At 61.5% G+C, this 26,903-nt stretch carries 22 protein-coding genes; 11 read left to right on the top strand and 11 right to left on the bottom strand.

Annotated elements, in window-relative coordinates; all coding sequences use genetic code 11:
* Positions 1 to 192: 192 nt before the first annotated feature.
* From ACR3FF_RS18230 to solA, 3 genes are all read right to left on the bottom strand, one after another.
* Entirely contained in the window at positions 193 to 1,410 is a 1,218-nt protein-coding gene (locus ACR3FF_RS18230; RefSeq protein ID WP_458189533.1) for a polysaccharide deacetylase family protein, read from the bottom strand.
* Positions 1,407 to 2,255 (bottom strand): polysaccharide deacetylase family protein, encoded by an 849-nt coding sequence (locus ACR3FF_RS18225; RefSeq protein ID WP_458189532.1) that lies wholly within the window; start codon positions 2,253 to 2,255, stop codon positions 1,407 to 1,409. Before ACR3FF_RS18225 ends, ACR3FF_RS18230 begins: the two co-directional genes overlap by 4 nt.
* A gap of 366 nt (positions 2,256 to 2,621) precedes the next feature.
* Entirely contained in the window at positions 2,622 to 3,749 is a 1,128-nt protein-coding gene (gene solA, locus ACR3FF_RS18220; RefSeq protein ID WP_458189531.1) for an N-methyl-L-tryptophan oxidase, read from the bottom strand.
* Positions 3,750 to 3,997: 248 nt separating this feature from the next.
* Between solA and ACR3FF_RS18215 the strand changes: the two genes are divergently transcribed.
* From ACR3FF_RS18215 to ACR3FF_RS18205, 3 genes are all read left to right on the top strand, one after another.
* Positions 3,998 to 4,612, top strand: a complete 615-nt coding sequence (locus tag ACR3FF_RS18215; RefSeq protein ID WP_458189530.1) for a hypothetical protein — start codon at positions 3,998 to 4,000, stop codon at positions 4,610 to 4,612.
* Positions 4,613 to 4,681: 69 nt separating this feature from the next.
* Positions 4,682 to 5,068 carry a DUF7344 domain-containing protein gene (locus tag ACR3FF_RS18210; protein ID WP_458189529.1) on the top strand — a complete coding sequence of 129 codons (387 nt, stop codon included), beginning with the start codon at positions 4,682 to 4,684 and terminating at the stop codon, positions 5,066 to 5,068.
* A gap of 49 nt (positions 5,069 to 5,117) precedes the next feature.
* On the top strand, positions 5,118 to 5,831 hold the full coding sequence (locus tag ACR3FF_RS18205) for a DICT sensory domain-containing protein (protein ID WP_458189528.1): 714 nt from the start codon (positions 5,118 to 5,120) through the stop codon (positions 5,829 to 5,831).
* 107 nt (positions 5,832 to 5,938) lie between these two features.
* On the opposite strand, the gene ACR3FF_RS18200 is transcribed toward ACR3FF_RS18205, so the two are convergent.
* On the bottom strand, positions 5,939 to 6,421 hold the full coding sequence (locus ACR3FF_RS18200) for a histidine kinase (RefSeq protein WP_458189527.1): 483 nt from the start codon (positions 6,419 to 6,421) through the stop codon (positions 5,939 to 5,941).
* A gap of 140 nt (positions 6,422 to 6,561) precedes the next feature.
* Between ACR3FF_RS18200 and ACR3FF_RS18195 the strand changes: the two genes are divergently transcribed.
* From ACR3FF_RS18195 to ACR3FF_RS18180, 4 genes are all read left to right on the top strand, one after another.
* Positions 6,562 to 6,939 carry a helix-turn-helix domain-containing protein gene (locus ACR3FF_RS18195; RefSeq protein ID WP_458189526.1) on the top strand — a complete coding sequence of 126 codons (378 nt, stop codon included), beginning with the start codon at positions 6,562 to 6,564 and terminating at the stop codon, positions 6,937 to 6,939.
* Positions 6,940 to 7,060: 121 nt separating this feature from the next.
* A complete protein-coding gene (locus ACR3FF_RS18190; RefSeq protein WP_458189525.1) occupies positions 7,061 to 8,491 on the top strand; it encodes an arylsulfotransferase family protein in 1,431 nt (476 codons plus the stop codon).
* A 211-nt stretch (positions 8,492 to 8,702) separates the two neighbouring features.
* Positions 8,703 to 9,008, top strand: a complete 306-nt coding sequence (locus ACR3FF_RS18185) for a HalOD1 output domain-containing protein (protein ID WP_458189524.1) — start codon at positions 8,703 to 8,705, stop codon at positions 9,006 to 9,008.
* Between the two features lie 79 nt (positions 9,009 to 9,087).
* The gene (locus ACR3FF_RS18180) at positions 9,088 to 9,858 is read left to right on the top strand and encodes a hypothetical protein (protein ID WP_458189523.1); all 771 of its coding nucleotides are present in this window, start codon (positions 9,088 to 9,090) and stop codon (positions 9,856 to 9,858) included.
* Here the strand turns inward: ACR3FF_RS18180 and ACR3FF_RS18175 are convergent.
* The 6 genes from ACR3FF_RS18175 to ACR3FF_RS18150 all read right to left on the bottom strand — a co-directional run bounded on the left by ACR3FF_RS18175 (position 9,786) and on the right by ACR3FF_RS18150 (position 17,853).
* Positions 9,786 to 10,853, bottom strand: coding sequence for an AbrB/MazE/SpoVT family DNA-binding domain-containing protein (locus ACR3FF_RS18175; protein ID WP_458189522.1), 1,068 nt, complete (start codon positions 10,851 to 10,853; stop codon positions 9,786 to 9,788). The genes ACR3FF_RS18180 and ACR3FF_RS18175 overlap by 73 nt on opposite strands.
* Positions 10,854 to 10,867: 14 nt before the next feature.
* Positions 10,868 to 11,776 (bottom strand): phosphate ABC transporter ATP-binding protein PstB, encoded by a 909-nt coding sequence (pstB, locus tag ACR3FF_RS18170; protein WP_458189521.1) that lies wholly within the window; start codon positions 11,774 to 11,776, stop codon positions 10,868 to 10,870.
* Complete coding sequence (gene pstA / locus ACR3FF_RS18165; protein ID WP_458189520.1) at positions 11,769 to 13,346, bottom strand: phosphate ABC transporter permease PstA; 1,578 nt, start codon at positions 13,344 to 13,346, stop codon at positions 11,769 to 11,771. The genes pstB and pstA overlap by 8 nt, the downstream gene beginning before the upstream one ends.
* A complete protein-coding gene (pstC, locus tag ACR3FF_RS18160; RefSeq protein ID WP_458189519.1) occupies positions 13,343 to 14,407 on the bottom strand; it encodes a phosphate ABC transporter permease subunit PstC in 1,065 nt (354 codons plus the stop codon). The genes pstA and pstC overlap by 4 nt, the downstream gene beginning before the upstream one ends.
* A gap of 59 nt (positions 14,408 to 14,466) precedes the next feature.
* On the bottom strand, positions 14,467 to 15,612 hold the full coding sequence (locus ACR3FF_RS18155) for a PstS family phosphate ABC transporter substrate-binding protein (protein ID WP_458189518.1): 1,146 nt from the start codon (positions 15,610 to 15,612) through the stop codon (positions 14,467 to 14,469).
* A 393-nt stretch (positions 15,613 to 16,005) separates the two neighbouring features.
* Positions 16,006 to 17,853: a cation:proton antiporter domain-containing protein gene (locus ACR3FF_RS18150; RefSeq protein ID WP_458189517.1), complete on the bottom strand. Its 1,848-nt coding sequence runs from the start codon at positions 17,851 to 17,853 to the stop codon at positions 16,006 to 16,008.
* Positions 17,854 to 18,144: 291 nt separating this feature from the next.
* Between ACR3FF_RS18150 and ACR3FF_RS18145 the strand changes: the two genes are divergently transcribed.
* A complete protein-coding gene (locus ACR3FF_RS18145; protein ID WP_458189516.1) occupies positions 18,145 to 18,267 on the top strand; it encodes a hypothetical protein in 123 nt (40 codons plus the stop codon).
* Between the two features lie 61 nt (positions 18,268 to 18,328).
* On the opposite strand, the gene ACR3FF_RS18140 is transcribed toward ACR3FF_RS18145, so the two are convergent.
* Positions 18,329 to 20,053, bottom strand: coding sequence for a hypothetical protein (locus ACR3FF_RS18140; RefSeq protein ID WP_458189515.1), 1,725 nt, complete (start codon positions 20,051 to 20,053; stop codon positions 18,329 to 18,331).
* A gap of 569 nt (positions 20,054 to 20,622) precedes the next feature.
* Here ACR3FF_RS18140 and ACR3FF_RS18135 point away from each other — a divergent pair.
* The 3 genes from ACR3FF_RS18135 (at position 20,623) to ACR3FF_RS18125 (ending at position 26,698) form a co-directional block, all read left to right on the top strand.
* Entirely contained in the window at positions 20,623 to 23,796 is a 3,174-nt protein-coding gene (locus tag ACR3FF_RS18135; protein ID WP_458189514.1) for an IPT/TIG domain-containing protein, read from the top strand.
* Positions 23,797 to 24,555: 759 nt separating this feature from the next.
* Positions 24,556 to 25,416 (top strand): IS5 family transposase, encoded by an 861-nt coding sequence (locus tag ACR3FF_RS18130; RefSeq protein ID WP_458189513.1) that lies wholly within the window; start codon positions 24,556 to 24,558, stop codon positions 25,414 to 25,416.
* Between the two features lie 661 nt (positions 25,417 to 26,077).
* Positions 26,078 to 26,698 (top strand): hypothetical protein, encoded by a 621-nt coding sequence (locus ACR3FF_RS18125; protein WP_458189512.1) that lies wholly within the window; start codon positions 26,078 to 26,080, stop codon positions 26,696 to 26,698.
* Positions 26,699 to 26,903: the final 205 nt, after the last annotated feature.

Below are 26,903 nucleotides of genomic sequence, written 5' to 3'. Positions count from 1 at the left end.
TGCGAAGACAGTTCGTTCGGTGAAGCGGGAGATTTGCGTTGGCACACTTCGCAGTCTTCCGCTTCATCACCCTTACTCCAGCGACTTGATCCGGTGCTGTCTGGCGATTAAACACGGCCATCTGACCACACCTGGGACGGCTCTGACGGCCATTCAGCGTCGGGTATCTGACGGCTCGTGTTAGAGGCGCGGTTACTCGTTCAGGTATCGCTTGAGTACCGCCACACCTCCGGCGCTGACGAGTCCTGCGAGCGCACCGAATCCGGGTTGATTCGTCCTCGTCGTCTGGTCGGTCGTACCGTCGTTTTTGCCGCCCGAGAGGTCATCGGTGGTCGTGCCGACACGTGCCTGGCTGCTCGTCCGCGACGTCTCGGTGGTCGTGGTTCGAGTCGTGGTCTGGGTCGTGGTGGTTGCCTTCGACGAGTCGGCGACACCGAGGTCGGCAAGCGCGTCACTGAGCGTGACGATGTCGATGTTCCGGTCTTTAGCCATCTGGATCGCCATCCGGATTCGCTCCGGCGGGAGCCGTTCCTGCCACCAGCTGTGTCCCCCCAGGATACCGAGCGTGTCGGCAGAGGCGACCTCGTCAAGGAACGTTCCGAGTTCGCGTTTCGTCATCTCCCCGCGGCGGAACATCGCCCTCGAGAGGTGGGGAAGCTGTATCTCGTCAGCACGGTGAATCTGGGCTCGTCCGCCGATTGCGAGGCCACCGTTCGCAACTGCGGTGTAGTACTCGCCGGCGAGTTCCCGGGTTCGGTTTCCGTATCCCCCATACGGCATAACGATGTTCGTGACGGTTACGCCGTACTCTTCGAGTTGCTTTTTCGACCCGCTGAGCGCGGTGCGCAGTATATCGTCCGTGTAGCGTTCGGTAACGTCGTCGCTGGCGGTGAACGCCTGCCCGACCGGTGATTCGAGTCTCACGAACTCGCCTCGTCCGTCCGAGTCTTTTCCGGCCACCGTGACGGTCGTCGATCGAGACCCATCGCTGACGACGAGGGTGTCGCCCGGAATCTTCCCGTGATGGTTCGTCTTCACGTAGAGTTTCTGGTCATCCGGGTCGACGTCACGGGTGATTTCGATGTCACCGAGCGCGCGGTGCCGAATCGAGTGTGACATGATCTCCCACCCTTCGTCCGCGAGTGTCCGGAGTTGGGAAGCACTGAGTTTCCCGCTATTCCCGACGGAGGACGATGGAACGGCGGAACAGCCGGGTACGCCTTCCTTGCGGTGCGCTTTCTGGAACGTGTGCGTGAAATCTTCGATAGGCCCGTCGTCGTAGGTGAACACCAGCTTGCCGTTCGTCTCGACAGCAGTGACCGGTGTCCCGGCAACCAGCGTGGCTCCGGCGACAGCCAGGCTGCTCCGGAGAACGTCCCGTCTCGTCGTTACTACCGCGTCGTCACTCACTTTCGCTCACTCCGAGGAGTGCCAGTGCCCGTTATCGCGCGGAGCGCTCGCACGACGCGGGTTTGCTCGGCGACCTGCCCACTCGTCTGTTGGACGGTGTGGACGCCGCTCACTACCACTTTTCCGGTTTCCGCGGCGAGATCCCAGGCCGGTCGTTCGACTCGCTGGAAGTTGGTCGTCGACCATCGACTGGGATGCGCGAGCAGATACACGGCCGGACAGTCGTCGGCTTCGAGTGCGCGTATCACGTCGTCAGTCGAGTGGATTGCACCGATGCCGGGGATGGACGCGTTCCAGTCGCGGCCGGTATCGGAGAAGTACACCCGATCGCTGGTGCCGTCGGAGTCGGCTTCGATATCGTACGCTTTCCCGAGAAGGTCGTAATCTGCTGGCGTCCTGGCGTCCTCCCACATGTCCGTATTCAGGTGCGGGGAGAGCGGACTGCCGTGCGAACAGGCGGTGTCGATGGTAACGTGTTGGCGGAACGATGCGAGATTGGCCGCGAATCGGGCGTGCGCTCGGTTGACATCACCGCGAGCTTTCGCCAAGTCCTCGTAGTGATAGCCGATTTCGTGACCATTCGCCTCCATCCTGCTGGCGATTGCCGAATCGAACGTACTCGTCCGAAAGTAGTACGTCGCGTCGATTCCGAGTTCGGTCTCGAGTTCGGCCATCGCGATTGCGTTCCCGACGCGCCGATCAACATCGTGTCGGAGCACGACCGACGGGGTTTCGATGGAGTCCGCTGTGAAGTACTCGGCCACGGTGTAGAATTCGTAGTTCTGTTCCAGAGCCGTACTCAGTATTCGCTTGTAATCCGCCAGGTCGAAGCCAGCTAATTGCATGAGTGTACGGCGAGATGATATAGACAGCTTAATTGTTATAAGTTGGCTACTAACGAATTAAGAATATCCTTCTCACCAGAAGCCGCTTCTTACAGACCGGGATTAACCAAATAAGGGCGGTCATCGGCCGGACAGTCGATTCTTTCAATCCGCAGCTATCCAGTTTGGCTCACCCTGTCGCTCCGAGAAGGCGTCGCACCACCAACTCAGCAGGTCAGAAGTAACGACAGCAGGATTGCCACTTCCCATACCGTCCGGGTGTTCGAGTTCGACCTCGGGCGGTTAGAGAGCCCCTACTCGCAACCCTCCTGGACGATGTATCCGCGTGAGGAAGGTGTCGAGTCGAAAATCACGTTCCAGGGTGGTTCAGCGAAATCGGTCGAGCGAGAACAGGTCGATGTCGTGGCGACTCTCTCCGTCGATAGCAAGTTCCGCCAGAATCTCGCCGACGACGCTCGACAGTTTGAACCCGTGGCCCGAAAAGCCCGCACCGACGACGACCTGCGGGTGGTCGGGGAGCGTGTCGAGGACGAAGTGTTCGTCCGGCGAGTTCGTGAACAGACACGTCTCTAAGCGCATCGTCGGGCCGGCGGCGTCGGGGAAGTAGCGTTCGGTGAACTCGCGGAGCACACGCTCGTCGGCCAGCGTGGGGTCTGTCACCTCGTCGGGTGCCACCTGTTCGTGGAAGTGGTTGTACTTTCCGACCTTGTACCCCGGCACGTCGTACTCGGGGAAACCGTAGAAGTAACCCTCCTCGCAGTCGAGGATGAAGACGGGAAACGATTCCGGTCGGAATCGGTCGGAATTCTCGGGGTGGAACCAGCCGAGCACCTGGCGTTCCGGAACGGCCTGCGCATCGAGCGCGGGGAGCAGTTTCGCCGCCCACGCGCCCGCGGTGACGACCATCGTGTCGGCGGTGTAGCTCTCACGGGTCGTCTCGACTCGCACGCCGCCATCGGCCGTGGGTTCCCAGTCGAGTACCGCCTCGCGGGCGTGAATCTCGGCACCGTGACGATGGGCGGCGGCGACGTGGGCGACGACACACTGCTCGACGTGGAGGAACCCGCCTTCGGGTTCGACGACGGCCACGAAATCCTCGGACAGGTCGTACCCGGGGTAGCGGTCGCCCACCTCGCCCGCGGTCAGGAGGTCGTACTCGATGTCGTGTTCCTCACAGGACTCCCGTGCGCCGACGACCTTCTCGCTGTCTTCGTCCCCAGCGACGACACAACCAGTCGTGTGCAGGAGTTGGTTCGGGTGTGTCTCGTCCAGTTCGTGCCACAGGTCGTAGGCGCGCTCTAACAGCGGGACGTAGTCCGGATGTTCGTAGTAGGCTTTCCGGATGATGCGCGTAACGCCGTGAGAAGACCCTTTCGCGTGGGGGACGTCGAAGCGTTCGAGTCCCAGCACCCGTTGGCCCCGTTGGGCGAGATGCGCGGCCGTCGCACTGCCCATGCCACCGACGCCGACGACGATGGTATCGTACTCAGTCATCTGGGCGGAGTATGTGAGGCGAGGACAATGAACGTGTTCGCTTCGGCAAGCGCAGGTGCACGTCCCCCTCACGTCGACCCTAGAATTTCAGTCACGACGACGGAGGAATCTCGTTCGATTCGTCACCCCGAACACGGCCGCCATCGTTCCGATAGTCTATCCCTCCGAAAGAAGGTGCTTCGACGTATCGATACCGGTATATCCCCCTGGTGAATATCGATGCGAAAGCGACCTCAAAGTGTGTAGCCGTGACGGGACAGACAGACCACATCGACGACGACATCGCGGACGCCATCTTGAACGGTTCGACGTTCGAACGACTTCGCGTCCGCCAGCACAGCCACTTCGACCAATCGATACCGACGAAACTGGCGTGGCAGGGCGTCTTACTCCTCGGACTGGCACTCGTCGCCCCGCTCACGCTGACGTACCCATCGTCGGTCGTGGCACTCTTCCCCGGTGGCGACCCGCTTGCGTCGTCGCCGACCGTCCTGATGCCGGGTGTGTTGGTGCTCGTCCTCGAGTTCGGGGCGGCGACGGCACACGTCGCCGTGGCCGTGGTCGTGCTCCGAGGTGAATCTTCGCTGAGCGAGCGTCGGATGCGCGAACTCATCAGTTTCGAAGAGATGGCTTCGTTCTACGGGTTCGTCGGTGGAGCGTTGCTCCTCGCCGTGACGCTCTCGTTTTTCCTGCTCGGGTTCGCGGGCGTCGAGACGGTCCAGCAGTTCTCGACTGGCGCCGGCCAGGGGGCGTTCGACTCGTCCGGCACCGAACTGAGCGTGGCATCCGTCGCCCTGACTGCGTTCGCAGGGAGCCTCGTGCTCTTCGTGCTGAGTCGCGTTCTGGCCGTCAAACTGGACTGACCGAAACACGGGTTCGGCGGGCAGAAACTTTACTCACGTCCACGGTGTACCTCTGGACTTGGGGGACGAATGGGAGACGACTCGTGGGGTGACCTGTACGACATCCTGTTAGACCCGTCGTTCGACAACCGAACGTATCGGGCAGTGGCGAGGACACCCCGGCGGTACACGCTCTACGTGCTGCTGGAGTGGGACGAAGTTTCGGTGGACGAACTGGCCGACATCCTCACCGGCTGGCTTCACGCGACCGAGTACCGGATGGCGACGCCCGCAGACCGCGACCAGGTCGTGACCGAACTCCACCAGACACACCTGCCACTGTTGGAGACGGCAGAGCTCGTCGTCTACAACAGACGACGGGGGACCGTCGCCCTCGCGGATTTTTCTCCACCGCTCGTTCGACTCCTCGAGTGGGCGCGAGCGAACGAAGACCAGTCGCACATCAATACCAGCTAGTACCATGAACCAGTATCGACAGCCGACCACGGTGGAGGTGTCCCGGTAGATGTTTCTCCAGGAGAAAATCTCGGAAGTCGAAGACCGGCGGAAGACGCTCGTCGTGTACACCGACGACACGGACTCCGACCTCGCAGACCAGTTCGAAACGAAGAACGTCGTCGTCCGGTACAAACGACTGCGGAGCACGGGCGCGAACGATTTTCTCGTCGTTCAAGACGGAAGCGGTTTCCGGGGAGCTATCGGACTGGCTGCGCTCAGAGAGTTCCTCACGCCACCCATCGCTGTCCCGTGGAGTGACGAGTTCGACCCGTCCAACTTCCGTGACCTGCTGGCACTCCTCGACCAGTTGCTGTTCACGTCCTTCGACAAGCGCCAGATGCTGGGGACGAGTCGTGAAATCGAAGACCGTGCGTGGCGCATCGGCGAGGGACAGTTCCACGTGGGGTTTCAGTCGTTCTCGTCGTTCCGCGCCCAACTCCCCGTCTATCGACGGCTCGGGGCCGAGACGGCACTCGACATCCACGTCTACGGGCGCGCAGATTGGCACCCACCCGAGATACCGGACACGACGTTCCACGCCGAGCGAACGACGGAAATCGGGACGGTCTGGTTTCTGGTCTACGACGGCGGTGGCGACGACTTTCAAAAGTGTGCGCTCCTCGCGGAAGAACGCACGCCAGAACAGTTCTACGGCTTCTGGACGTACGACCCGGTCACCGTGGACGAACTTCGCGAGTACCTGATACGGACCTACGGGTGACGAGCGGACTATCGACGAGACCGTTAGCTGTCGGGGTGAACGGTGTCGGAACTGCGTGAGTTCCGTAGCTCGATACGAAGAATACGGGGAGTGTCGTCCGACTCGCGTCACCGATTTCGAAGCACCGGATAGAGTGCACCCAACACCAGTCCGAAGATGACGTGGCCGACCAGGCTCTGCATGCTGACGTTCGGCACGCCCGGTGCTTGGGGGAACCCTACCGTCTGGAGCCAAATCGGCATCACGATGACGGCGGCGACTATCCAGATGGCGACGCCGTAACCGACACCGAGAGCAGTCGACCGTCCGACCGAGTCACTGCTGTCGCGGAGGGCTGAGACCGACATCACGGTGGCGAACAGGACGCCGAAGATGGCGGAGTTTACCATGTGAATCGTCCAGCCCGCAGCGCCGCCGTCGAGTCCCCACAGCGCAGGGATGGCGTGTTCGATGACCGGTCGCATCTGCATCGTCAGCATGACGCCCATCACGGCGCCTGCGATTAGTCCCGAGAGGACGCCCGCCTGCCACGCTCCCTCACTCGTCGTTTCGACATCCGATACTCGCTCAGTAGTGGTCTCTGTTGCCATTGCACGTGACAGTACAGCCAATACGGATATGGAGATTTGGCGCGCGTGCGACCCGGACGCACGTGCGTGGCGTGCACACGACCGCCGGTGAGCCAGGGGTAACTGGGGATTTTATCGTAGACAATGACTAGTGTTCGCACATGACTGACCCGGACCCACAGCGATTCCGGACCTTGATGCTCACCGACGAACCGGGCTTCGAGAACGTCCTGACGTGCGTGTTCTCGATTCAACCGCACGAGAGCCAGACGTATCTCACGCTGTTAGAGCACCCGAACAGCACGACGGAGGAACTGGCAGCAGCGACTGGTCGGGACCGGAGCAACGTCTCGCGGTCGCTCTCGACGCTCCGCGAGAAGGGGCTTTCCAGCCGACGACGCCACCTCCTCGATGGCGGTGGACACGTCTACCGACACGAACCCACCTCGCTGGCGGAGGCGAAAGAACTGATGCACCAGACGCTGGACGAGTGGTGTGCGTACGTCCACTCGCGCATCGACGAGTTCGGAGCGGAGTAGCCGTCTTCGACGAGTGGGGAGACGGCCCCGCCGGGAGGAGCGTTTGGTTCGACTCTCACCTGACATTAGGGTGTCATTTTCTCGTCAGGGTTTATGATACTCCCTAATAAATTCTTACGGCATGGTCAGCCGTACTCACGTTCGCGTCGTCTTCGCTCTCTTCCTCCTCGTCGCTTCCGCAGTCGTCGTCTCCGGATTCGCCGTTCAAGCGATGGAGCCGGGTCGAGTTCGAGCGGGGATGGAAGACGGACCACGCAACATCGAACGCATCCCGCCGAACGAACTCACGGTCGTCACCGACCACAAGAGTCCGACGGTCGGGGCGAAACTCGTCGCGTTCGACTCCGAGGGCGTCGTTCGCTACTACAACGACACGTTGGATTACTACTCCGACGTCGACCCGAGTCCAGCGGGCCGTTATACGGTCACCTACGTCGGCGTCGAGGACATGAGCGCGAAACGGTGTGACGGAGCGACGGCCTGCCGTCGAATCGTCATCGAGCGCCTCAACCTCTCGACCGACCACGTGACGCGACTCTACAGCCGCGTCGTCCCGACGTACAAAGGGTTCAGACTCCCCTACACGAACCGCTGGCACGACGTGGACCGAATCAACCGCACTCATTTCGTCGTCGCGGACATCGAGCGCGACCGGGTGTTCGTCGTCAACACGTCGAGTGGCATCGTCACGTGGGAGTGGAACGCGCTCTCGCACTACTCACACGAGAGCGGCGGCCCGTTTCCGTACGACTTCACCCACATCAACGACGTCGAAGTACTGGACGACGGTCGCATCATGGCCAGCATCCGCAACCAGGACGAGGTCGTCTTCCTCGACCCCACGACCGGCGTGGTCGAAGCGTGGACGCTCGGGTCGGAGGGGGACCACCGCTGGCTGTTCGGCCAGCACAACCCCGATTACATCCCCGAATCGCGAGGCGGCCCGGCGGTCGTCGTCGCCGACTCGCACAACGACCGAATCGTCGAGTACCAGCGCGTCGATGGGCGATGGGAGAAGAGTTGGGTCTGGCGAGACGCCCGCCTCCAGTGGCCCCGCGACGCCGACCGGCTACCGAACGGCCACACCCTCGTCACCGACACGCACGGCAATCGGGTCGTCGAAATCGACCAGAACGGTGAGACGGTCTGGAGCGTGGACGTTGACTTCCCCTACGACGCCGAACGACTCGGCACGGGCGACGAGAGTGCGGGGGGAGAGAGCGCCCAGCGTGTCGGCCTCGCCGGACGTGAACCGATTGCCGGTTCGGGCGACGGGGAAAAAGAGCGAGACGCCGACGAGAACGACAGCGGCGTCAGTCTCCTCGGAGTCACGGAGTGGGCCGTCGACGCCGTCGAAGAGGTGATTCCGGCGATGATACTCAACGCGGTACTGTACGTCCTCCCCGGATGGGCCGACGTCGGCGACGTGCTCGCACTCGTTGCGATTTTCGGGACGACGACGGCGTGGGGGAGTACGGAAGCCTACTGGCGTGGCTACCGACTGCGACTCCCGGTCGGAAAGGCTGACTCCGAAACGGACGACGAATCGTAGCCGTCACAGTCTCCGCGAACGGCCCGAGAAACTCGTCGGTCGTCTCGCCGTGAGGTGCCACGCCATATTGTAATATCATTACAACATTTTTCGCCGACCAGTAGCGGTGACGGCCGTTATCCGCGTTCGCATTTTGTTTAGTGCGATTTAGGTATGCTCCTATCCAAATAGTATTTCACGTCCGACCCACTACTACGCATTACGCATACTCATGAACGATTCAGCCATCGTAGCGAAATCGGTACTCGTCGAGCGAGACATCGAAGCGAGGGAACGACCTAGCGAAGCAGTCGTCCGGGCAGTCGCCGACGCCGCCTCGTGTGACCCACTAGAGCTTACCCAGCCACTCTACAACGCCATCGACACCGACGCCCTCGACGCACTCTGGTCCACCAGACGACCCCAACTCGGGGGTGACCTCCCCAGCGTTCAGTTCGAATACGACGAATACGAAGTGACGGTGCGAGAGAATCGAAGCGTCGTGGTTCACGAGGCGGCCTCCGATTCTGGTCGCTGATTAGCTAGACAGACAACGCTCGACAGCGTTCGCTGTACCAGTTCGTTTAACCACTCTCACGGACTGGTCTCTGTACTGGATGCACTATCGAGACGCAGTCAAGGCGGCCAAGTACGCCGGCGGGTCGAACGAACAGGCGACGGCGCTCCACGAACGACGCCTCGAAACCGTCGGCGCTGGCGAGGGCCCCTTCGACTTCGACGAACCCCACGCGCTCGTCCTCCACGTCGTCCCGACCGGCGTCTACGACGACGGGTACGCAATCGACCTCTCCGAACACGGCGTGTTGCCGGAGGCGAACCCGACGCGACCGCAGGAGCTACCGGTGCTCGGCGGACGCGGCGAGGCCCGCGGCACGTGGACCGCAGACGGGTTCGGAGCGTCCGTCGAGGACACCGACGGAGCAAAACCGCGTGCCGGCTACACGCACCTCTTCTCGAACGGCGTCGTCGAAGCCGTCTCCGCACTGCCGTTCGTCACACACGCGGACGACGGGACGACCTACCTCGACGGCCGGACAGTCGAACTCGAACTGGTGGCGTGTATCCGTCGATACCTTCGGGTGCTCTCGTATCACCAGCAGACGGCACCCATCCACGTGGCGTTCAGCGCCTACGGAACCGATGGCTGTGTGCTCGACCCCGGCACGGAGCAAGACGACCCGCGCGAGATACGCGAGGAGATACTCGCGCCGTTTCCCGTCTCCCTCCAGAACTTCGATACCGACGTTCGAGTCGAACTGGCCGACCCCATCGACGCGCTCTGGCGCGGCGCGGGCTATCCGGGGTCGCCGTTTTTCGCCGACGGTGAGTGGTCGCTTCGGTCAGCGTTCGAAGACGGACGACGGTAGTTCGGCACACGACGGGTACCGACGTCGCTACCCGCGAAGAGCGGCCTGGCGACGTCCACCGAACTCCTCGCCGTCCGTTCGATGGCCTCGGCCGCAACCGCTCGCACGTACGTTTCATCGTTTTCGTCCGCGGTTCGTCTCCGAAACGCGATGACGTCGTCTACGAGTGACTGTGCGGTTCGTACCGTCTCGTGTGGCGGTTCGTCGGCCGCCAGAACGGCTTCGACGGCCGCTTCGGTGAGCGTCCGTGAGTCGCGGGCGTACCGTTCGAACTCGTCTGCCCACGACAGACGCTCGATTGGCGTTCGCTCGCCGACCAGCGACGCGATAGTCTGGGCCTGTTCGGCCACGTCGGTGAGGGTCCGTGCCGTCGTGTACTGGTCGAACAGAACGGGGCGGGGGTGTCCGAGGCGGTCGAGTTCCTCGACGTTCGTGAGCGTCCGCTGGAAACAGCTTTCGGCGATGGCGGCCCGTCGTTCGACGTCCGATCGGCGCTCGGCCACCCGCGCAGCGATTTCCTCGTCTCCGTCTACGAGCCCGTGGACGGCGTCCTGGTGCATCGAGAGTGCCGTGTACTGCAGTTGGAGGATGATTCGTTCCATGGACATCGCTCTGGCGTCAACGAGGCTGTCGAGAGCGATCTCCGACTCGGATTCGCGGCGAACTTCCAGTCCGACCAGGTCGCCCGCCGCGCTCTCGACGGCGTGGCGTTGCTCCCGTTGGATTTCTCCCTGCGAAGTGAGGACGAACGTATCGTTTCCGATGGCGTACAACGCCGTGACCATCCGCCGGATATCCGTCGCGGAGAGACTGTCGATGTCGACTCGGGGTGGGTCGGCGTCTTCGACCTGCTGGGCACCGATTATCAACTCCCCGTTCGCTGCCGGGTAGAGTGCGAGTTGCATCCCCGCTTCGACGCCGTGTTCTTCGGCCCACTCTTTCGGCAGCGAAATCGTCGTCGAACTCCCGGTGTACTGGACCTTCCTCGTTTCCATGGCGATCTCCCTGGTCATCCGAACTTTCCACTGACGTAATCTTCGACGCGCTGGCTCTCCGGGTTCTCGAATATCTTCTCGGTGTCGTCGTACTCGACCAGTTCGCCGCCGGTCAGGAAGACGGCGGTCTGGTCGGAGATGCGAGCGGCCTGTTGCATGTTGTGCGTGACGACGACGACGGTGTACTCTTCGGCGAGGTCCTCGACGAGGTCTTCTATCTTCGCCGTCGCGATGGGGTCGAGTGCGCTCGCCGGTTCGTCCATCAGGATGACTTCGGGGCTGACCGCGAGACACCGAGCGATACAGAGCCGCTGTTGTTGACCGCCCGAGAGCCCGAGCGCGTTGTCGTCGAGACGGTCTTCGACCTCGTCCCAGAGCGCGGCGTTTCGCAACGCTCGCTCGACGAGTTCGTCTTCTTTCGCGCGATTGTCGTCGCCGAGGAGTCGTGCGAGCAGCCCTCGCTTGATGTCGCCGTGCTTGCGCGGTCCGTAGGAGATGTTGTCCCGGATGGACTTCGGGAACGGATTCGGTGCCTGAAACACCATGCCGACTCGCTTTCGGAGTTCGACGAGGTTGACTCCGTCCTGGTATATCTCCTCACCGTCGAGTTCGATGGAGCCGTCGACTTCTGCGGCATTTATCCGGTCGTTCATTCGATTGAGACACCGGAGGAACGTCGATTTCCCGCAGCCGGACGGGCCGATGAGCGCGGTCACGCTCTTCTCGGGGATGTCCATCGAGACGTCTCGGAGCGCGCGGTCGTCCCCGTAGTAGACGTCCAGATTCGAGACGGAGATTTTCGCGTCACCGTCGAAACGGTAGTCCGTCCACTCGTCTCGAATCTCCTCTTCGGTCTCGCCGGTAGTCGTCGTACTCGTAGACTGTTCTTCATCGTTCGATCGATCGAACGTGACGTTACTCATGGTGTAACTTCCTCCGGAAGTAGAGCCGACTGCCGATACCGATGGCGTACAGTCCGAGGACGACTATCAGCAGCACGAGTGCCGTCCCCCAGCCGAATTCACTGACGGTGAACGTCTGTCCCGGGACGTGCCCGCTGGTGATCGACGTGTACAGTTGATACGGGAGGGCGCTCCCCGCGGTTATCAGTGCCTCGTTTGTCACGAACGGTGGCGCCGCCGAGAACTCGAACGACCCGAGGACGTTCGGTGTCGCGTTGGCGAACGGCGGGCCACCGAACGTCAACAGAAGCGGTGCCGTCTCTCCGGCGATTCGACCGACGCCGAGGATGATGCCCGTGATGACGCCGGGCATCGCCGCCGGGAGCACGACGCTCCGTATCGTCTGCCACTGTGAGACGCCGAGCGCGGCGCTCGCGTCTCGATACTCGTCGGGCACCGCCTTGATGGACTCCCTGCTCGTGATGACCACGAGCGGGAGGAGCATGAATCCGAGGACGAGCTGGCCGCCGAGGAGCGACCGATGACCGTTGCTGACCCGCGGCAGAAGGAACGCGAGGCCGAAGAGACCGAAGACGATGCTCGGGGTGCTCCAGAGGCCGTTCGTCGCGATTTCGACGAGTTGCGTGAACCGACCGTCTTCGGCATACTCGGTGAGGAACACCGCCGCGCCGACGCCGAGTGGTACGGCGAACACCACGGCACCGACGACGAGCCAGAGCGTCCCCATGATAGACGGGAGGACGCCGGGGACCTTCACGAAGAGACTCTGGGTGACGTTCGTCAGGAACGGAATCGAGACTAACTCTTTCCCACCGAAACTCGCGCCGGTCAACAGGGTGTCGATACCGTTGATGACGATGAACGCCACCAGCAGTCCGAGCACGGAGAGCATGCCGAAGACGCTCACGCCGATGAGGAGGAACGCCGCCCGCTGTCGCCCTCGAACGCCGAATCCGGCATGGGCTTTCGCCGCGCTCCACACACCCACGAGTGACCCGAGGATGGCGAGCACCGGGACGACGACCGGTCCGATGAAGGTCACCGAGAGGCTCTCCGGCGACCACGACCACCCCGCGTCGATGCCTCCGGTCACGAAGACGGCACCGAGCACGAGTAGCAACGCACCCGCGGGGAGTGTCGAGCCGACGTCTTCCGCCGGAAGGACCGACACCGTCGCGGTTCCGATGCCGAGGACGAGCGCCGCGGCCACCCAGCCGACGGTTCCGACTCCGAACACCTGCGAGGCGATAAGTCCACCAGCCACGAAGCCGATGAGCCCGAACACCACGCCGACGACCAGCCCGGCGGTGTCGGACGGCTCCGTCTCGATGGCACCGTATCGAGACGCCAGTCCGAATCCCGCGATACTCACACCCATCAGGAGGAGACAGAGCCCCAACAGCTCGAACAGTCGCATGCCGAGCACGCTGGTCTTCTCTCCGACCCACTGGAACAGCGTCATCCAGCCCGTCACGAAGACAAGAAAGCTGACGGCGACGACCCCGGACGCGAAATGGTCGGCGACCGTGGAATCTTTCGAAGCGAGCGCGGTTCGTTGGACGTTACTCATCGTCTGCCACCCAGTTTCCGTTTCATCTGCGTTTCGATGTACTGTGCGCCGACACTCATGACGAAGACCGTCAGAAACAGGATGACGCCCCCGGCGAACAGGGCACTCAGATGTGTTCCCTGCGCGTTCCCGGCTTCGAACGCGATGACGGTGGTCAGCGTCTCACCTTTGGAACCGAACACGTCGTACAGCGGGCTCGGAAACCCGTTCTTGTTGTGCGTTATCATGACCGTCGCGGCCATCGTCTCACCCATCGCGCGGCCGACGCCGAGCAGAATGGCGGCGGAGATGCCCGAGAACGCCGCCGGGATGGTGACGCTCTTCATCGTCTGCCAGTCGGTTGACCCGATGGCCAGCGAGCCGCTCTTCATCGACTCGGGAACCGTCGAGAGCGCGTCTTCGGCGACGGTGACGATGGTTGGCAACGCCATGATGCCGATCATCGTACCGACGGTGAAGAGGTTCCCAATCGTCGGCGTCGAAAGCTCCCGGTAGAAGTAGTCGTTGATGATCACGAAACCGATGAACCCGTAGGTGATCGACGGGATGCCCGCCATCATCTCGATACCGGGTTTGACGACTTCACGAACCGCCCTCGGTGCGATTTCGCTCAAGAACAGCGCACCGGCCATGCCAAGCGGTGCCGCGATGAGGGTGGCGATCGCCGTCGTCACGAGCGTCCCGAATATCATCGGCGTCAGCGAGAACGTCCCAGACCCCCAGAGCGGTGGATCCGTCTTCAAGACGAGATCCAGACCCATCTCCCGCATCACGGGCAACGCCTCGATGAGGATGAACGTGATGATGAGTCCGAGTACCATAACGGTCAGGATGGTCGCCAGGAACGTGAGCCCCCGCGCCGTCTCCGGCTGATACGTGTACCATCCAACCACGGCGACGACGACGAAAACGAGAACTAGCACGGCTGTCCAGCGTGACTGATTCAGGAACGAGCCGAACGCGGCGAACAGGACGAACGTGCCGAGTCCCCACAGCAGCAACGCTCCGTCGTCGTATCGTGAGCGGTAGTTAGTAACGTGTGTCGAAAGTATGTCTAACATCGTGAACAATGTGGTCGAAGGTGGCTGCGGTGACTATTCGCGGTGCGCAGTCGCCGTTATCAGCTGTACTTCTCCGGTTTGACCTTCTCGCGCTGTTTCTTCAGGCGGTCCTGCGGGAGTTTGAAGTAGTTGTTCGCCTCGACGAAGGTCTTCTGTCCGAAGTCGCTGAGGATGAAGTTGATGAACGCGGCCTCTTTCTTCGAAGTGTCTTCCCACGTGTACGCGTGGAGGTCACGCGAGAGCGGGTACTCTTTCGCACCGAGGTTGTTGCCGTACTCGTAGACCGTGTCCTTGATCTTCAGCGCGAGCGGCGGCACTTGACCGTCGGGCTTGACGAACGCGAGCGCGATGTACGCGATGGCGTTGTTGGCCTTGGAGACCGCCTGCTGGAGTTGCTGGTTTTTCCCGTAGCGCTGGTCGGGTTTGATGGGCGCTTCGGGGTCGCCGTAGACGTTCTGTCGGAACGAAGTGTCGGTACCGGAGCCCTCTGCGCGACCGAGTGCGAGTATCTGCCGGTCGGGACCGCCGACCTCCTTCCAGTTCGTGATCTTCTTCTTGTAGATTTTCCGGAGCTGGTCGATGGTTATCTGCTCGACGCCCGCGTCCCGAATCTCCTTGCTCACGACGATGGGCTGGCCGTCGACGCCGACTACGTGGTCGACGAACTTCTTCATCTTCGAGTCGGAGACGTTCTTCCCGCTGAGTTCGGCTTTCGCCGAGGCGCTGGAGTCGCCGATGTCGACGCGGCCCTCCATGACGCCCTCGATACCGGTTCCAGAGTGGCTGAGTGCGACGTTCACGAGGAACGGCGGTTGGCTTCGCTTGCCAGTTCCCTCGTAACCGTACTGGCCGGCGAAGTAGTCTGCGAGTCGCTTGTCGGTGTTGTACTCGTCTTTGGCCCACTTCTTCGGCCAGTAGTCTTCGTCGCCCGTCTCGGGGTTCGAGTTCCAGTAGCTCGCACCGGTGTTCGTGATAGGGAACACCGTCGAGGAACCGTCCGCCGTCAGCGGTTGCGTCGCCGTGCTACCGCCGGAGTTTCCACCGCTCGTGCTCGTCCCGTCGCCGTTTCCGGTCCCCGTCGTCGTGTCTTCCTTCGACGTGGTTCCACTGCAGCCTGCCAGTGCCGTTGCCCCAGCAACACCAGCAACCGTGATGAACTTACGTCGCGATGCGCCGATTTTCGACTTGTCGAAGTCTCGCGCCATTCAGGCTGAGATGACAGTCGTCACTTGAAAACTACTTATATTAGTGATATATCGAGGCGGGTATAGTGTCATAGCAGTACCAACCGCCACGGACGGCTACGTTCTCTATATATCAATACTATTGGCACTCTCGCCGCGCGATACCTCACCCGTTTCGGGACGGAGGGCGATACGAGCGAGGGCCGAGCAGAGACCCGGTGAGTGGTGGGTGTCCACTCGTCGTGTTTCCGATGTTCGTTCCCATCCCGTGATAACCCTTTTTGCCTCGCTGCTGAAAAGAACTCTGTCGGCCCTCCAATCGCTCCGAAAACGAGTCGTTCGATGGTTCGATACGGGGCCGCCGTGGTTCGCTCGACGTCGGCCGAAGGCGAACGCGACTCGCCCTCGAAATCGTCACCGTAACGACTCGGCCGCCTCTTCGACGGCGTCCGCCGTACCGAGCAGTGTGATTCGGTCACCCGTCCGAACGACGAGGTCAGACCGCGGAACGACGTACTCGCCGTCGCGGCGGACGAGAATGGCCGTACTGCCGTCGGGAAACGGAACGTCGCCGAGCGTGCGGCCCGCGAACTCATTCGACCCGACGACCACCTCGGAGATGTCATTTTCGTCGCCGACCCCCGAGAGCCAGTCGTAGAGACTCGGTCGGTGAATCATGTGGTCTACCGTATCGACCGTCGCAAGCGCCGGTGTGGTCGTTCGGACGCCGAGGTCTTCGAACGCCGCCACGTTCTCCGGGTCGTTCACCCGTGCGATGAGGTCGTCGACGCCGAATTTGATGCGGGCCGTCTGGCAAGCGAGGATGTTCTGGTCGTCGTTGCCAGTCATCGCGACGACCATCTTCGCGTCGTTCACACCCGCCTCTTCGAGGACCGCCGCGCTCGTCCCGTTCCCGTGGACGACCGAGAATCCCTGCGCTCGCAGTTCCGTGACGGTATCCGCGTCTCGTTCGACGACGATGGGGTGTTCACCCTGCTCGTCGAGGCGCTCTGCGAGGGTGCGTCCGATTCCACTGCCGCCGATTACGAGTATCGTCATGGGTTCGATGTCGAGTGTTCGTGCGATGACCGGTGCGCCGCCCGCCTCTATCACGACCGTGACGAAAATGACGAGGAAGACGACGCTCACGATGCTCTCTGCGTTTTCGACGTTCGCTGTCGCGAGTTGGAGCGAGAACAGCGTCGCGGTCGATGCCGGAATGATTCCCCGCGGGCCGATGGCCGAGATGAACAGGCGTTCGTTCCGCGTGAACGCCGAGCGAACCGTCGAGACGAAGACGGCGAGCGGTCGAACGACCAGCATCGCGACCAGTACGACGGCGACGCCCGCCAGTCCGAACTCGACGAGTTCCTCGAACCTGAGCAGTGACGCGAGGATGACGTACACGACGCTCAAGACGATAGTCGTCACGTCCCCGCTGAACCCCGCTATCTCCCGTTCGAACGGAATCTCGGCGTTGCCCAGCAACAGCCCGGCGACCGCGACGGCCACCACGCCCGCTTCGGAGGCGAAGAGGTCGGCGACGGCGAACGAGAGCAACGCGAGTGCGATGACGGTGATACGCGAGTTCTGGGGCGTCCGACTCAGGCGCCGAAGCACGATGGACGCCACGGCCGCCGTGACGATGCCGACGAGGACGCCCACGCTCAGTTGGGCGACGAACTCGATGACGATTTCTTCGCCGACCCGGCCGCCGCGTGTAAACGGCCGCTCGCCCAGTGCCGCCGCGCTGAAGATGACCGCCCCCAGCACCGAGGCGACGGGGTCGTTCACGATCCCCTCGGTTTCGAGCGTGGTCTCGACACGGTCTCGCACCGCTATCTGCTCGAGAATCGGGGTGACGACGGTCGGCCCGGTCGCCACGAGAAGCGCGGCGATGAGAAACGAGAGACTCCACTGGAGGCCGAGCAGAGCGCGAGTCGTGAGGCCGATGCCGACGAAGGTGATGGCGGAACCGACGGTCACCAGTCGGAGCGCCGACCTCGGTGCATAACGTATCTCGCCGAGGGTGAGTCGAAACGCCCCCTCGAAGACGATGATGGCCACCGCGAGCGAGACGATGGTCGAGAGCGCCCCACTGAACAGCGTCGGGTCGACCAACCCGACGCCTTCCGGTCCGAACAGGATGCCGAACCCGAGGAGAAACACGACGTTCGGAACGCCGTACCGGTCGCCGAGTAACCGTGCGACCGCTCCGAGGACGATTAGCGACGCCGAGACCAACAACAGGTTCGTCGCCATCGGTCAGTGCCGACGGTTCACGTCCTCTCTCGCGGAGTGAAATCGGAGATTTCGCAGGTGGTCGTCGTGGACTTCACCCCGAACTGTCGGTCGCGCACCTCTCTTCCAAATCTGACCGTCTGTCATTTTTCCCCCGAACGTCGGTTCCACCGATTCACGCAGACATACGTGAGCAGTGAAACGTCGACCGAATCGACAATAAGTGTCGCGGCCACCCAAATCTTTTTGCTACTACGCGATTTAGGTTAGCCTAAAGCTCGTGGACACACGACCACACGAGTTCGAGATACCATGCGAGTACCACAACCCAGATCGAAACGGGCGGAAGCGTGGGCCTTCGTCTACCGGGGACTGTTCGACGTTCCCGACGACACGGAATCGGGCGACGAGTCTACGATGACCGACGAGCGATAGGCGAATCGACCGGAGATGGATGGGTGTCGACAGCGCCCGCCGCGAGGCCAGACGTTTTTCGTCACTCGAACGACAGTTCGGCGATACGCGTGTGGTACGGGTCGCGCTCCTCGGCGGCCGGGTCGACGTCGATATCCGGCGAGTACTGACTCACAGTCCAGAACCGCTCCGTGGTCGGGTCGACAGAGACGCCGTTGTAGTCACCCCAGCGCATCACGTCGTAGCCTTCGCCGTAATCGTACCGCGATTCGCCATCCTGGACGACGACCGAATCCGCCAGTTCGTCGGGGGCGTCGTCCGCCGTTCGTCCTGCGACGTCCATCCGCGGATAGGTGTCGGGGCCGCTCACATTGTGCGTGATGACCGTCCTGTCGCCGTCCGCACCGACGGTCGGGATGAAGTAGGACGTATCCGGTTCGCCGTACACCCCACTCTGAACGACGTCTCGCGTCTCCGTGTCGATTTCGTACCACTTGATAGCCGCGACGGCGGTACCGTCGCCGTTCCAGTCGTACTGGATGGTGTGGGCCGACCAGAGCGACCCGTCGTCGTAATCGAGGTTCATCAACCGCGTACCGAGCGTGTCGATGCGCGCGTCCGAGTCGGGTTGACGCGCCGCGGGCGGATAGGCGAACTCCTCGACGTCGACGGTGAAACACTCGAGCGTCGGATCGTCGAGCGGATCAGTCACCTCCCAGAGCGTGAGCGCGCTCGCCGTCGGCGACGGGAAGACGCTATCCAGCAGGTAGAAGGTGCCGTCGCTACCGCCCGAGAACGGCTGTAACGCCGGTTGTACTGTGAAGTCGGTGTTGGCGAGGTTGGGGTTGTCCATCGCGGTGAAGTGGTTCGCAGCGACGTCCTCGCCAGCGTACGCGGCCGCTTTGTCCAGCGTGACCATCGTCACTTCGAACTGCGTCCCGAAGAAGTTCTGCGAGAGGTAGATGGCGTCTCGGTCGAGACCGAGCGTCGGGTAGTCGACCAGCCCCTCGTTGTTCAGCGGCGGAATCCGATACACGTGCCACTTGCCGTTCGGATTGCTGTCGTCGGAGACGGCGAGACACCACCAACCTCTGGGCGGTCGCTGGAGGGGTTCGAGGTCGCCCTCCTCGCCCTCCTCTGCGCGTTCTTCTAACTCCTCCCGGTCGACGATTTCGCCACTCTCTGTGATTCCGGGTTCGTACTGCGTCGCGGCGACGACGAACCGATCCGCGTTCCGGTCGTACCGCGCCCGTGGGTCGAAGACGAAGGGAAAACCGTAGGCGAATCCACCCGCCGGTTTGTCGATGACCGGATGGAAGATGTCCTCCAGTTGGACTTTGAGTTGCTGGCTTCCAGAGCGTTTGTCGAAGATGGCGACCTGCTGGTTGAGCGCGTGGACGACCTTGCCGTGGCCGGCGGCGATCTGCGAGTCCGAGGGGACGCCACCTCGCGTTCCTTCGGCACCGACGCCGTCGTACTCGGTTCCGATCGTCAGGTCGTCGCCCGTCTCCAAGGACCGCTGTGCGCGACCCGGCAGTTGGCCGTGAGTGCCACGTTCGGCGTCCGCTCGTAGCGTCTCGAGTTCTTTCTCGCTTGCCGGCGACTTCGCGCCCGAATCCGGCGGCTTCCGTTTCCCGCGCTTTCTCGACTCCAGTCGTGCCAGATTCACCGTCGCCCCCGCGTAGGTGCGCTCGAACGGCCCCTCGGCGCAGTTGGACGCTGCCCGTACGTCGACGGATTCGATTCCCGACAGCGCTACGCTCCCGACGCCGACGCCCGCGAGTTGGAGTGCGCGTCGCCGGGTCATGGTCGACCGGTCGTCGTCCGCGTTTCGTCCCGAATCTCGACCGCTATTTTTATTAGACATCACATATGATGAAATGAGAATCGAAAATTTATATTTATTTAAGTAAAAAATATATAAATATTCTTAGATGCATTCTAGAGTCGACTCCTTCTCGCTTTTTGCATGCAGGCGTCGATGTTCCAACCTCCGCTTCGGTTACTGGACGATTGTTATCATAAACCTGGTAGATAAAATTCGACAATTTTCCCACCTGCGAAATTGTCTCGGTCCGAGGTCGGTTTTTCACAGTGAATTCAAGTATTTGATTCGAAGCTCGATACTCCAGGATTAGTCAGAGAGAGGGACACCAGATGTCGAAAAACCGTCAATCGAAGTAGAGGGGTAGGTGTCGTCCAGTCGACAACCGAGAGGCCACGTCACGTCCACCTTCGTATGTCAGTCGAGATAGATATTCCAAAAGTAATCTGGTCAGAATAACTTTAATAATAGATAATGTTATTTAGTCTTACGGTGTATTTCTGTGGGCGGAAGCGGTTCACCGATTTTCGTGAACGCCCGCACCCGAGACCATGAGTGTCAAAAAGAAACCCGAAGTTCCAGAGCGAACCACGAAATCGAGCGGTATCCGCGACCGCCTCGCGTTCACCGGTTCGTACGACGAACTGCTAAAAGAGTACGAAGACCGCCCGTTCCACCTGGGCGCACCGCGAGTAACAGACTACGACCCGAACGAGGGGGAGCCCGGAACCGAAGTGACGATAACGGGATACAACTTCGGCGGAGCGACGGTTTCCTTCGGTCCCTACGCTGCCGAGGTAATCGACCGCAGTACCCGAAAACTGGTCGTCCGCGTTCCGGACGACGCCCGGCCAGGCGCTCCGCTCTTCGACCGTATCACGCCCCGGTTCCCGGACGAGTGGCGACTCGCCGGTGACGGTGGCACCGAGATGAAAACGGGAGAGGAGACGAACGCGACGCCACGGATAGACCGCAATCGCGAACTACTCACCAGAATCGACCGCTTCGGAAGCCGACGGCTCGATCTCGTCGTGACGAATCGATTCGGCCAGGAGGTCATCGACAGAGCGTTCGACGTCGTGCTCCCGACACCGACCCCGGACACGAACTACCGGTTCGCCGCGCCGGAAAATCAGGTCGTCACGCCGAGTGCAACCGACCAGCGCTATCTCGTGTTGCTGGTGTTGCCGGCCGACCAGTCGCTACCCGCCGGACTGACCGAAGCCGACATGGCCGCCGACCTCACGGACAAGTTGGCCGGGCCGGGAAAGTGTGCGGGCGAGTTCTGGAAAGAAGCCTCCTACGGGAAGACCTCCTTCCAGTTCGACGTCTACGACCACGTCATCGGCCTCGACGACGACTGGTTCGACTACTACCACAAGGCCGCACCCAAGCGCATCGACGCCTCGGGCGCGACCTTCCCCGTGATGTTCTCCGGAACCGAGACGCTCGAACTCTCCGGCGGCGGCATCACCGTCGTGGTGACGTTCCCCTCCGGAAGCCAGACGCTCTCGGAAGTGATCACGGCCATCAATGACGCTATCGAGGCGGAGGCGACCGACGAAGGACTCGACGAGGTTCCCTTCATCGCCCGAACCAACGCCGGGCAACTCCGGCTCGAAACGACGACCGACGGCACCGGTGCCACTCTCGCGGTCGACGGCGGTACCGGCCTGTCGTTTCTCGGACTCGATACGCCGACGGTCACCGAGGGAATCGACGCGCTCAACGACGGTGTCGCGATGAGCATCGAGGCGCTGGAAAAGCGGGTCGAGAGCCTCACCGACGGCGAAGCCGACGCGCTCCTCAGCGGGTACGAGGGTCTCATCGTCAGTCACGCCGTCTCCGACGGGTTCTCGTATCTCCGGGCGTACGCCTCCGGCCACGGCTGGACGTTCAACGTGCGCGGAAAGTCCTACAAGTACGGCTTCGTCCACATCACTAGCGGCTACCCGTGGGAAGTGTTCGCCCACGAAATCGGGCACAATCTCGGCTTCCCCGACCTCTACGACGAACCGGGTGACCCCGAACTCGTCGGCCGGGAACTCGACCTCTGGGACATCATGGACGCTGGCTGGCACGACACCCATCCGAGCGCGTGGATCAAGGCCCACAAGAGCCACCGCCCCGGGAGCACGGAAGTCGGCTTCGACCAGCCATGGATGGACCCCAGCGACGTCGCCGTGATGAACGCGCCGCCCGCGAACGCGACCACCACGGAGACGTTCTTGCTGTTGCCCAGCAGCGTGGAGATGCCGGCGGTCAACCCCTTCGCGTCGAGTCACCCGGGCATCCCGCTGGTCCACGCGGCGAAACTCCACCTCCAGGAGAACCACGACCTCTACGTCGAAGCCCGCGAACGTCCGTTCAGTGACGCCCTCCTCGGCGATGCCGAGTACGACGCCTCCATCCCCCACGAGGGAGTCATCGTCACGGACGCGGTCGACGATATGACCGGCCTGCCGGTCTACCGCGCGCACTCGACGCTGTTGACGCCGTACTCCGACCCGTTAGACGTCAGCGACGAGATGCTCACCGAACCGCTGACGGCGACGAACTCGATTACGGTCGAGTGCGAGGAGGTCATCGGTAGCGACCCGGCGGTCTACAAGGTCGAAGTGACCTGGGGAATGGGTGACTTCTACGACCTCCGCATCGACACCTGGTCGCCGCCGCCGTGGGAGTCGGCGGACATCTGGATCGACACGCAAGTCGACAACGGATGGGACGAGTACAGCCACAGCGACGCGGTCGCCAACCCGGACGTCGCTGGTAACCCCGTGCACAACGGCGACCGGTCACGCGTCGGCTGGCCGAGCCGCGTCTACGCTCGCGTCTGGAACGACGGGACCGAAGCGGCGAACGACGTCGAAGTGGAGTTCAGCGTCGTCGTCCCCGCCGGGTCGGGTGCGTCCCACGACATCGGCAGCGACACCATCCCGTCCATCCCGCCGGGCGAGTTCGGGGTGGCGATGGTCGAGTGGACTCCACGCGACCACAACGAAGGCCACGTCTGTCTCAAGGCGACCGTCATCCACCAGTCGGACGAACTCAACGCGAGCAACAACTTCGCACAGGAGAACATCACCGACTGGTACCTCGAAAGCGGTAGTCCCTACGAACCCGTCGAGTTCGACTTCCAGGTGCAGAACCCGCTCCCGCGGCGCGAACACTTCCGCGTCGAAGTAGACGGACTCCGCCACGGCTACTACGTCGACATCGACCCCGTGGAGTTCTGGCTCGACCCCGGCGAGACCGCGACGCCCACGGCGCGCATTAGCGCGGACGAGTGGATGCCACTGGACGAGAGCTGGCAGGAAGAGCGGATGGACTCGCCCACCCTCTCGCTTCGCTTCCAGGCGCTCTACGGCTGCAGCTACACCCCCATCGGCGGTCTCTCGTCGACGGTTCACACCGTTAGGAAGGCCAACTTCGACGCCGGCGTCGAGATTATCGACGACGAGGAGGCCATCGTCTTCGTCGATGCGACCGCGGACGACGCCCCGATTCGGGGTGCGAACGTCACGGTTCGTATCACGCTGAAAGACGAAGACGAGGTCGTCGCCCTGTTGCGCGGGCGGACGGACAACCGTGGTCGGGCGAGCATCGAGTTCATGTTGCCCGCCAAGTACGACCGTCACGACGAGTACGAAGCCGAGGTCATCCTCTCGCCGACGCTCGGCAGCGGGCCAGCCGACACCGACGTGTCGTTCCAGTTCAACTGAACGACTCGCCCGTGAACTACACTGCTGATTTTTTGTGTCCCATCGACACATGCCGTCCCGTTCTCGTGAAACCGAGTTCCCCGACAGTTCGTTGGACGACGTTGCTCTCTCGAAACCCGCAGTCGGTGGTAGGTTTCAGCGTCCGTGCTGACTCGATGGAAATTCTGCTATATCCAGAGAGCGTGAGCAAAGTATGAGGCACAAGAGACCGAGCTGTATTCGGCGGCGAAGACCGCGCGATTGTTGACTGGTCCACGTGCGAAGGAAGCCGAGACCTGGGCGTGACAGCCCGGTTGGCGCTCGCTGCGCCAACCGGGAAAGCCCGAATACGTGAATCTCTTCCTCACGCACTGGTGCCTCAGCGGTGCGACCTGCAGAACACCAGAACGGTCGATTCCCTGCTTGATTGTGGGGAGATGTTCGATCACCCCGGCCTGATCATCCAAGCGACCGAGAGTGAGTGAGGGGAATCAGCCGCCGGAAGCAGGAGCCACAGCTACCGCATTCACGTGTCCACCGCCTGCCGGTTGAGGAGAGAGCAATTGTATTGACCTCTGGTGATTTTCTCATCCAATGGCAACGCGAGTGTTCAGTCAAAAGAGTAATGCAGTCGGCCGACCGTTACTTCACTCGCAGAATTTCCATACGTGAATACACCCTCTCGGCCTTGTTTAGACGCTCGAACATCAGAAGTCGGAGGCCTGTGGAACTCGTATCGGTACGCTAGAAGCTCGGAGAAAATACCACATCTACTAGGATGTGAAGCGGGACGGGTTCGTTGTGCACACGAAGACCGCCCGCTTCGCGGAGACGGTTGTATCGCTCGCTCAAAAAGCCGTCGTTGGACCGCCAGCTCCGGCGTACCGTCTAGGCGAAGACGGCTACGCTGACTGGGTAATACTCGCCGTTCAGGGGCTCAAAGAGTATCTCGGCCATCCGTACCGGAAGCTGATGGACGTCCTCCGTGAGATGCCGAGAGTGGCGAAATCACTCGGCTTGACGCCTGAGACGATTCCGCACTTCTCGACGATATGTACGCGAAAGCAGGCGATTCCGATGAAGCGGTGGCGAGCGATCCTCGATCAATCCGTCGAGTTGTACGACCTCGGTGATGTTCAGGCAATCGATGCAACCGGCGTCGATCGCGTTCAAGCCAGCCAGCACTACGCCAAACGCACCGACTACACGTTCGAGGCGGTGAAGACGACGCTGCTCATCGATTGCGAGACCAGCGCGATCCTAGATATACACTGTTCGATGAAACAACCACACGACACACAGGTTGGCTGGCAGGTTCTAACCCGGAATCTCGATGCTTTGAGTACTGTCGCGGCCGATAAGGGCTACGACTGGGAGGAGCTTCGCACGCGGTTGCGTGCGGAACATATCACACCGTTGATTCCGCAGCGCGACCCCGGAATGCGGGGGTGGGCGAGAAATTTGCTCATCTATGATCGGGCGTATCATCAGCGCTCGAACGCAGAATCGGTGTTTTTCGGTCTCCGGCATAGATACGGCGACACGCTCTGGGCGAGAACCTGGTTCGGCCAATTCCGCGAACTTGTCATGAAATCCGCAGTCCGCAACATCGAACGCGCCATCGAGCACTCACACCCGTAAAATCACGCGTTCAAACAAGGCCGAGAGCATGGATTCAGCACGCCATTTGTGACAGCAGACCATCAGTTCGGTGAGCCGCTGCAAGATACACAGCCGAGTCGGTCAGAATAACACTATATGTCGTCTACTATTATGTGAATTATGAGCACCGCAAGACGGCTCTACCGTCGTCTTGACGAGTGGATACGAGGTCTCTCTCGTATCCAATACGCTTCTCTTGCTGGCATCACATCTGCTATAGTTCTGTTCGTTTTTGGCACGCTGGTCGGTGAATCCCTGTCTTTCGAGGCCGTTGCAATGGGAATTTCGATGGCCGTTGGCTATTACGCTTTCAACCCAGATCACAAGGACTGAACGACGGATTCCGATGCAGTACACATCCTCTCTATTCAGCACGGCACTTCTGAAAGCGACTGGGGGAAGTGATCGCACTCGTGCTGAGTAGAGGGCACATGGTTCGCAGGTGGTTGCCCCCGATCAGGTCCGTGGTCGATCGCTACCAACACCTGTCGGTTTTGGCGGGGGTGACATGGGGTGTCACAATAGACAGGAGGTAACGTAACAACACCTCTCCCGGTAGTGTCGACCATGCCCCCCATCTGGTACAGTAGACAGACCATCCAACCGACCCGACAACAGTGCAGAGAGGTACAGTAGGATCATGAATCCAGCATCTCAGTCTCTATCGAGCGAGATGGTCGGTCGTCTCCTGAGCGTCCTCGCCTTCCTTTCTGCCAGCGTCGCAGTCATCTTGCTCCTGCTTCCGAATCCGCTTGCAGACGTGTTCTTTGCCGGGATTGTGATGCTCAGCATTCTCTTTACGCTTGTCGGTGGGATTGGCGTGTGGACGAACCGGACACCTCTCGTCTGGGTTGCCGCGCTTCTGTTGACAGGACTTTCTATCCTGGGAATGATGTCGGTCGGATTCATTTTTGTTCCCGCGGCTCTCCTGTTGCTCGGAGCTGCTGCGTTCTCACGGATGGCCGGGCCACGTACGGGTGTTCGGGAGTCGATACTCGCCTCCCCGCCGACCGAGCGTGAAATCGTACGGAAGACGCTGGTCGGCACCGGTGTCGTAGTCGTCGGCGTCGGACTCGTGTACGTCGGTGCGTTCGCACGAGAATTGTTCGGCTCGTGTGCGAGTGAGACGTTGGCCTGCGCTCTCGACACGACGAATTGGGGCGCGGTTGGAGTGACCGTCTTGGGATTGGTTGCGGTTAGTTACGGAGGCTGGCTACTCTGGAAACAGGCCTCTATCATACGTGTACTTGCATCGACATAGACTCATCAGAGAGAAGACCGCCATCGGACACCCGTTTTTGAAGACGATTTAAAAAACCTATAGAGGAATACCTGTGGAATACACGTTCTGAGGGCGCAGGAGAAAGGGGTGTTCCGCCGGGAACACCCCGAACAAGATGTCTAGCTCATCTCCAACAGTGGTTTCATACGCAGGCCAAATGCTTCGCTCTCCATCCGCTACATCG

The organism is Haladaptatus ordinarius (assembly GCF_054177595.1).
Note: the sequence above shows the minus strand (reverse complement) of the source record. Positions and strands in the feature narration are given on the sequence as shown.

Excerpts from the sequence above, each read along its gene's own strand:
- ACR3FF_RS18225 (WP_458189532.1), bottom strand. The coding sequence starts at position 2,255 with ATGCAATTAGCTGGCTTCGACCTGGCGGATTACAAGCGAATACTGAGT.
- solA (WP_458189531.1), bottom strand. The coding sequence starts at position 3,749 with ATGACTGAGTACGATACCATCGTCGTCGGCGTCGGTGGCATGGGCAGT.
- ACR3FF_RS18210 (WP_458189529.1), top strand. The coding sequence starts at position 4,682 with ATGGGAGACGACTCGTGGGGTGACCTGTACGACATCCTGTTAGACCCG.
- ACR3FF_RS18205 (WP_458189528.1), top strand. The coding sequence starts at position 5,118 with ATGTTTCTCCAGGAGAAAATCTCGGAAGTCGAAGACCGGCGGAAGACG.
- ACR3FF_RS18200 (WP_458189527.1), bottom strand. The coding sequence starts at position 6,421 with ATGGCAACAGAGACCACTACTGAGCGAGTATCGGATGTCGAAACGACG.
- ACR3FF_RS18195 (WP_458189526.1), top strand. The coding sequence starts at position 6,562 with ATGACTGACCCGGACCCACAGCGATTCCGGACCTTGATGCTCACCGAC.
- ACR3FF_RS18190 (WP_458189525.1), top strand. The coding sequence starts at position 7,061 with ATGGTCAGCCGTACTCACGTTCGCGTCGTCTTCGCTCTCTTCCTCCTC.
- ACR3FF_RS18185 (WP_458189524.1), top strand. The coding sequence starts at position 8,703 with ATGAACGATTCAGCCATCGTAGCGAAATCGGTACTCGTCGAGCGAGAC.
- ACR3FF_RS18180 (WP_458189523.1), top strand. The coding sequence starts at position 9,088 with ATGCACTATCGAGACGCAGTCAAGGCGGCCAAGTACGCCGGCGGGTCG.
- ACR3FF_RS18175 (WP_458189522.1), bottom strand. The coding sequence starts at position 10,853 with ATGGAAACGAGGAAGGTCCAGTACACCGGGAGTTCGACGACGATTTCG.
- pstB (WP_458189521.1), bottom strand. The coding sequence starts at position 11,776 with ATGAGTAACGTCACGTTCGATCGATCGAACGATGAAGAACAGTCTACG.
- pstA (WP_458189520.1), bottom strand. The coding sequence starts at position 13,346 with ATGAGTAACGTCCAACGAACCGCGCTCGCTTCGAAAGATTCCACGGTC.
- pstC (WP_458189519.1), bottom strand. The coding sequence starts at position 14,407 with ATGTTAGACATACTTTCGACACACGTTACTAACTACCGCTCACGATAC.
- ACR3FF_RS18155 (WP_458189518.1), bottom strand. The coding sequence starts at position 15,612 with ATGGCGCGAGACTTCGACAAGTCGAAAATCGGCGCATCGCGACGTAAG.
- ACR3FF_RS18150 (WP_458189517.1), bottom strand. The coding sequence starts at position 17,853 with ATGGCGACGAACCTGTTGTTGGTCTCGGCGTCGCTAATCGTCCTCGGA.
- ACR3FF_RS18145 (WP_458189516.1), top strand. The coding sequence starts at position 18,145 with ATGCGAGTACCACAACCCAGATCGAAACGGGCGGAAGCGTGGGCCTTC.
- ACR3FF_RS18140 (WP_458189515.1), bottom strand. The coding sequence starts at position 20,053 with ATGACCCGGCGACGCGCACTCCAACTCGCGGGCGTCGGCGTCGGGAGC.
- ACR3FF_RS18135 (WP_458189514.1), top strand. The coding sequence starts at position 20,623 with ATGAGTGTCAAAAAGAAACCCGAAGTTCCAGAGCGAACCACGAAATCG.
- ACR3FF_RS18125 (WP_458189512.1), top strand. The coding sequence starts at position 26,078 with ATGAATCCAGCATCTCAGTCTCTATCGAGCGAGATGGTCGGTCGTCTC.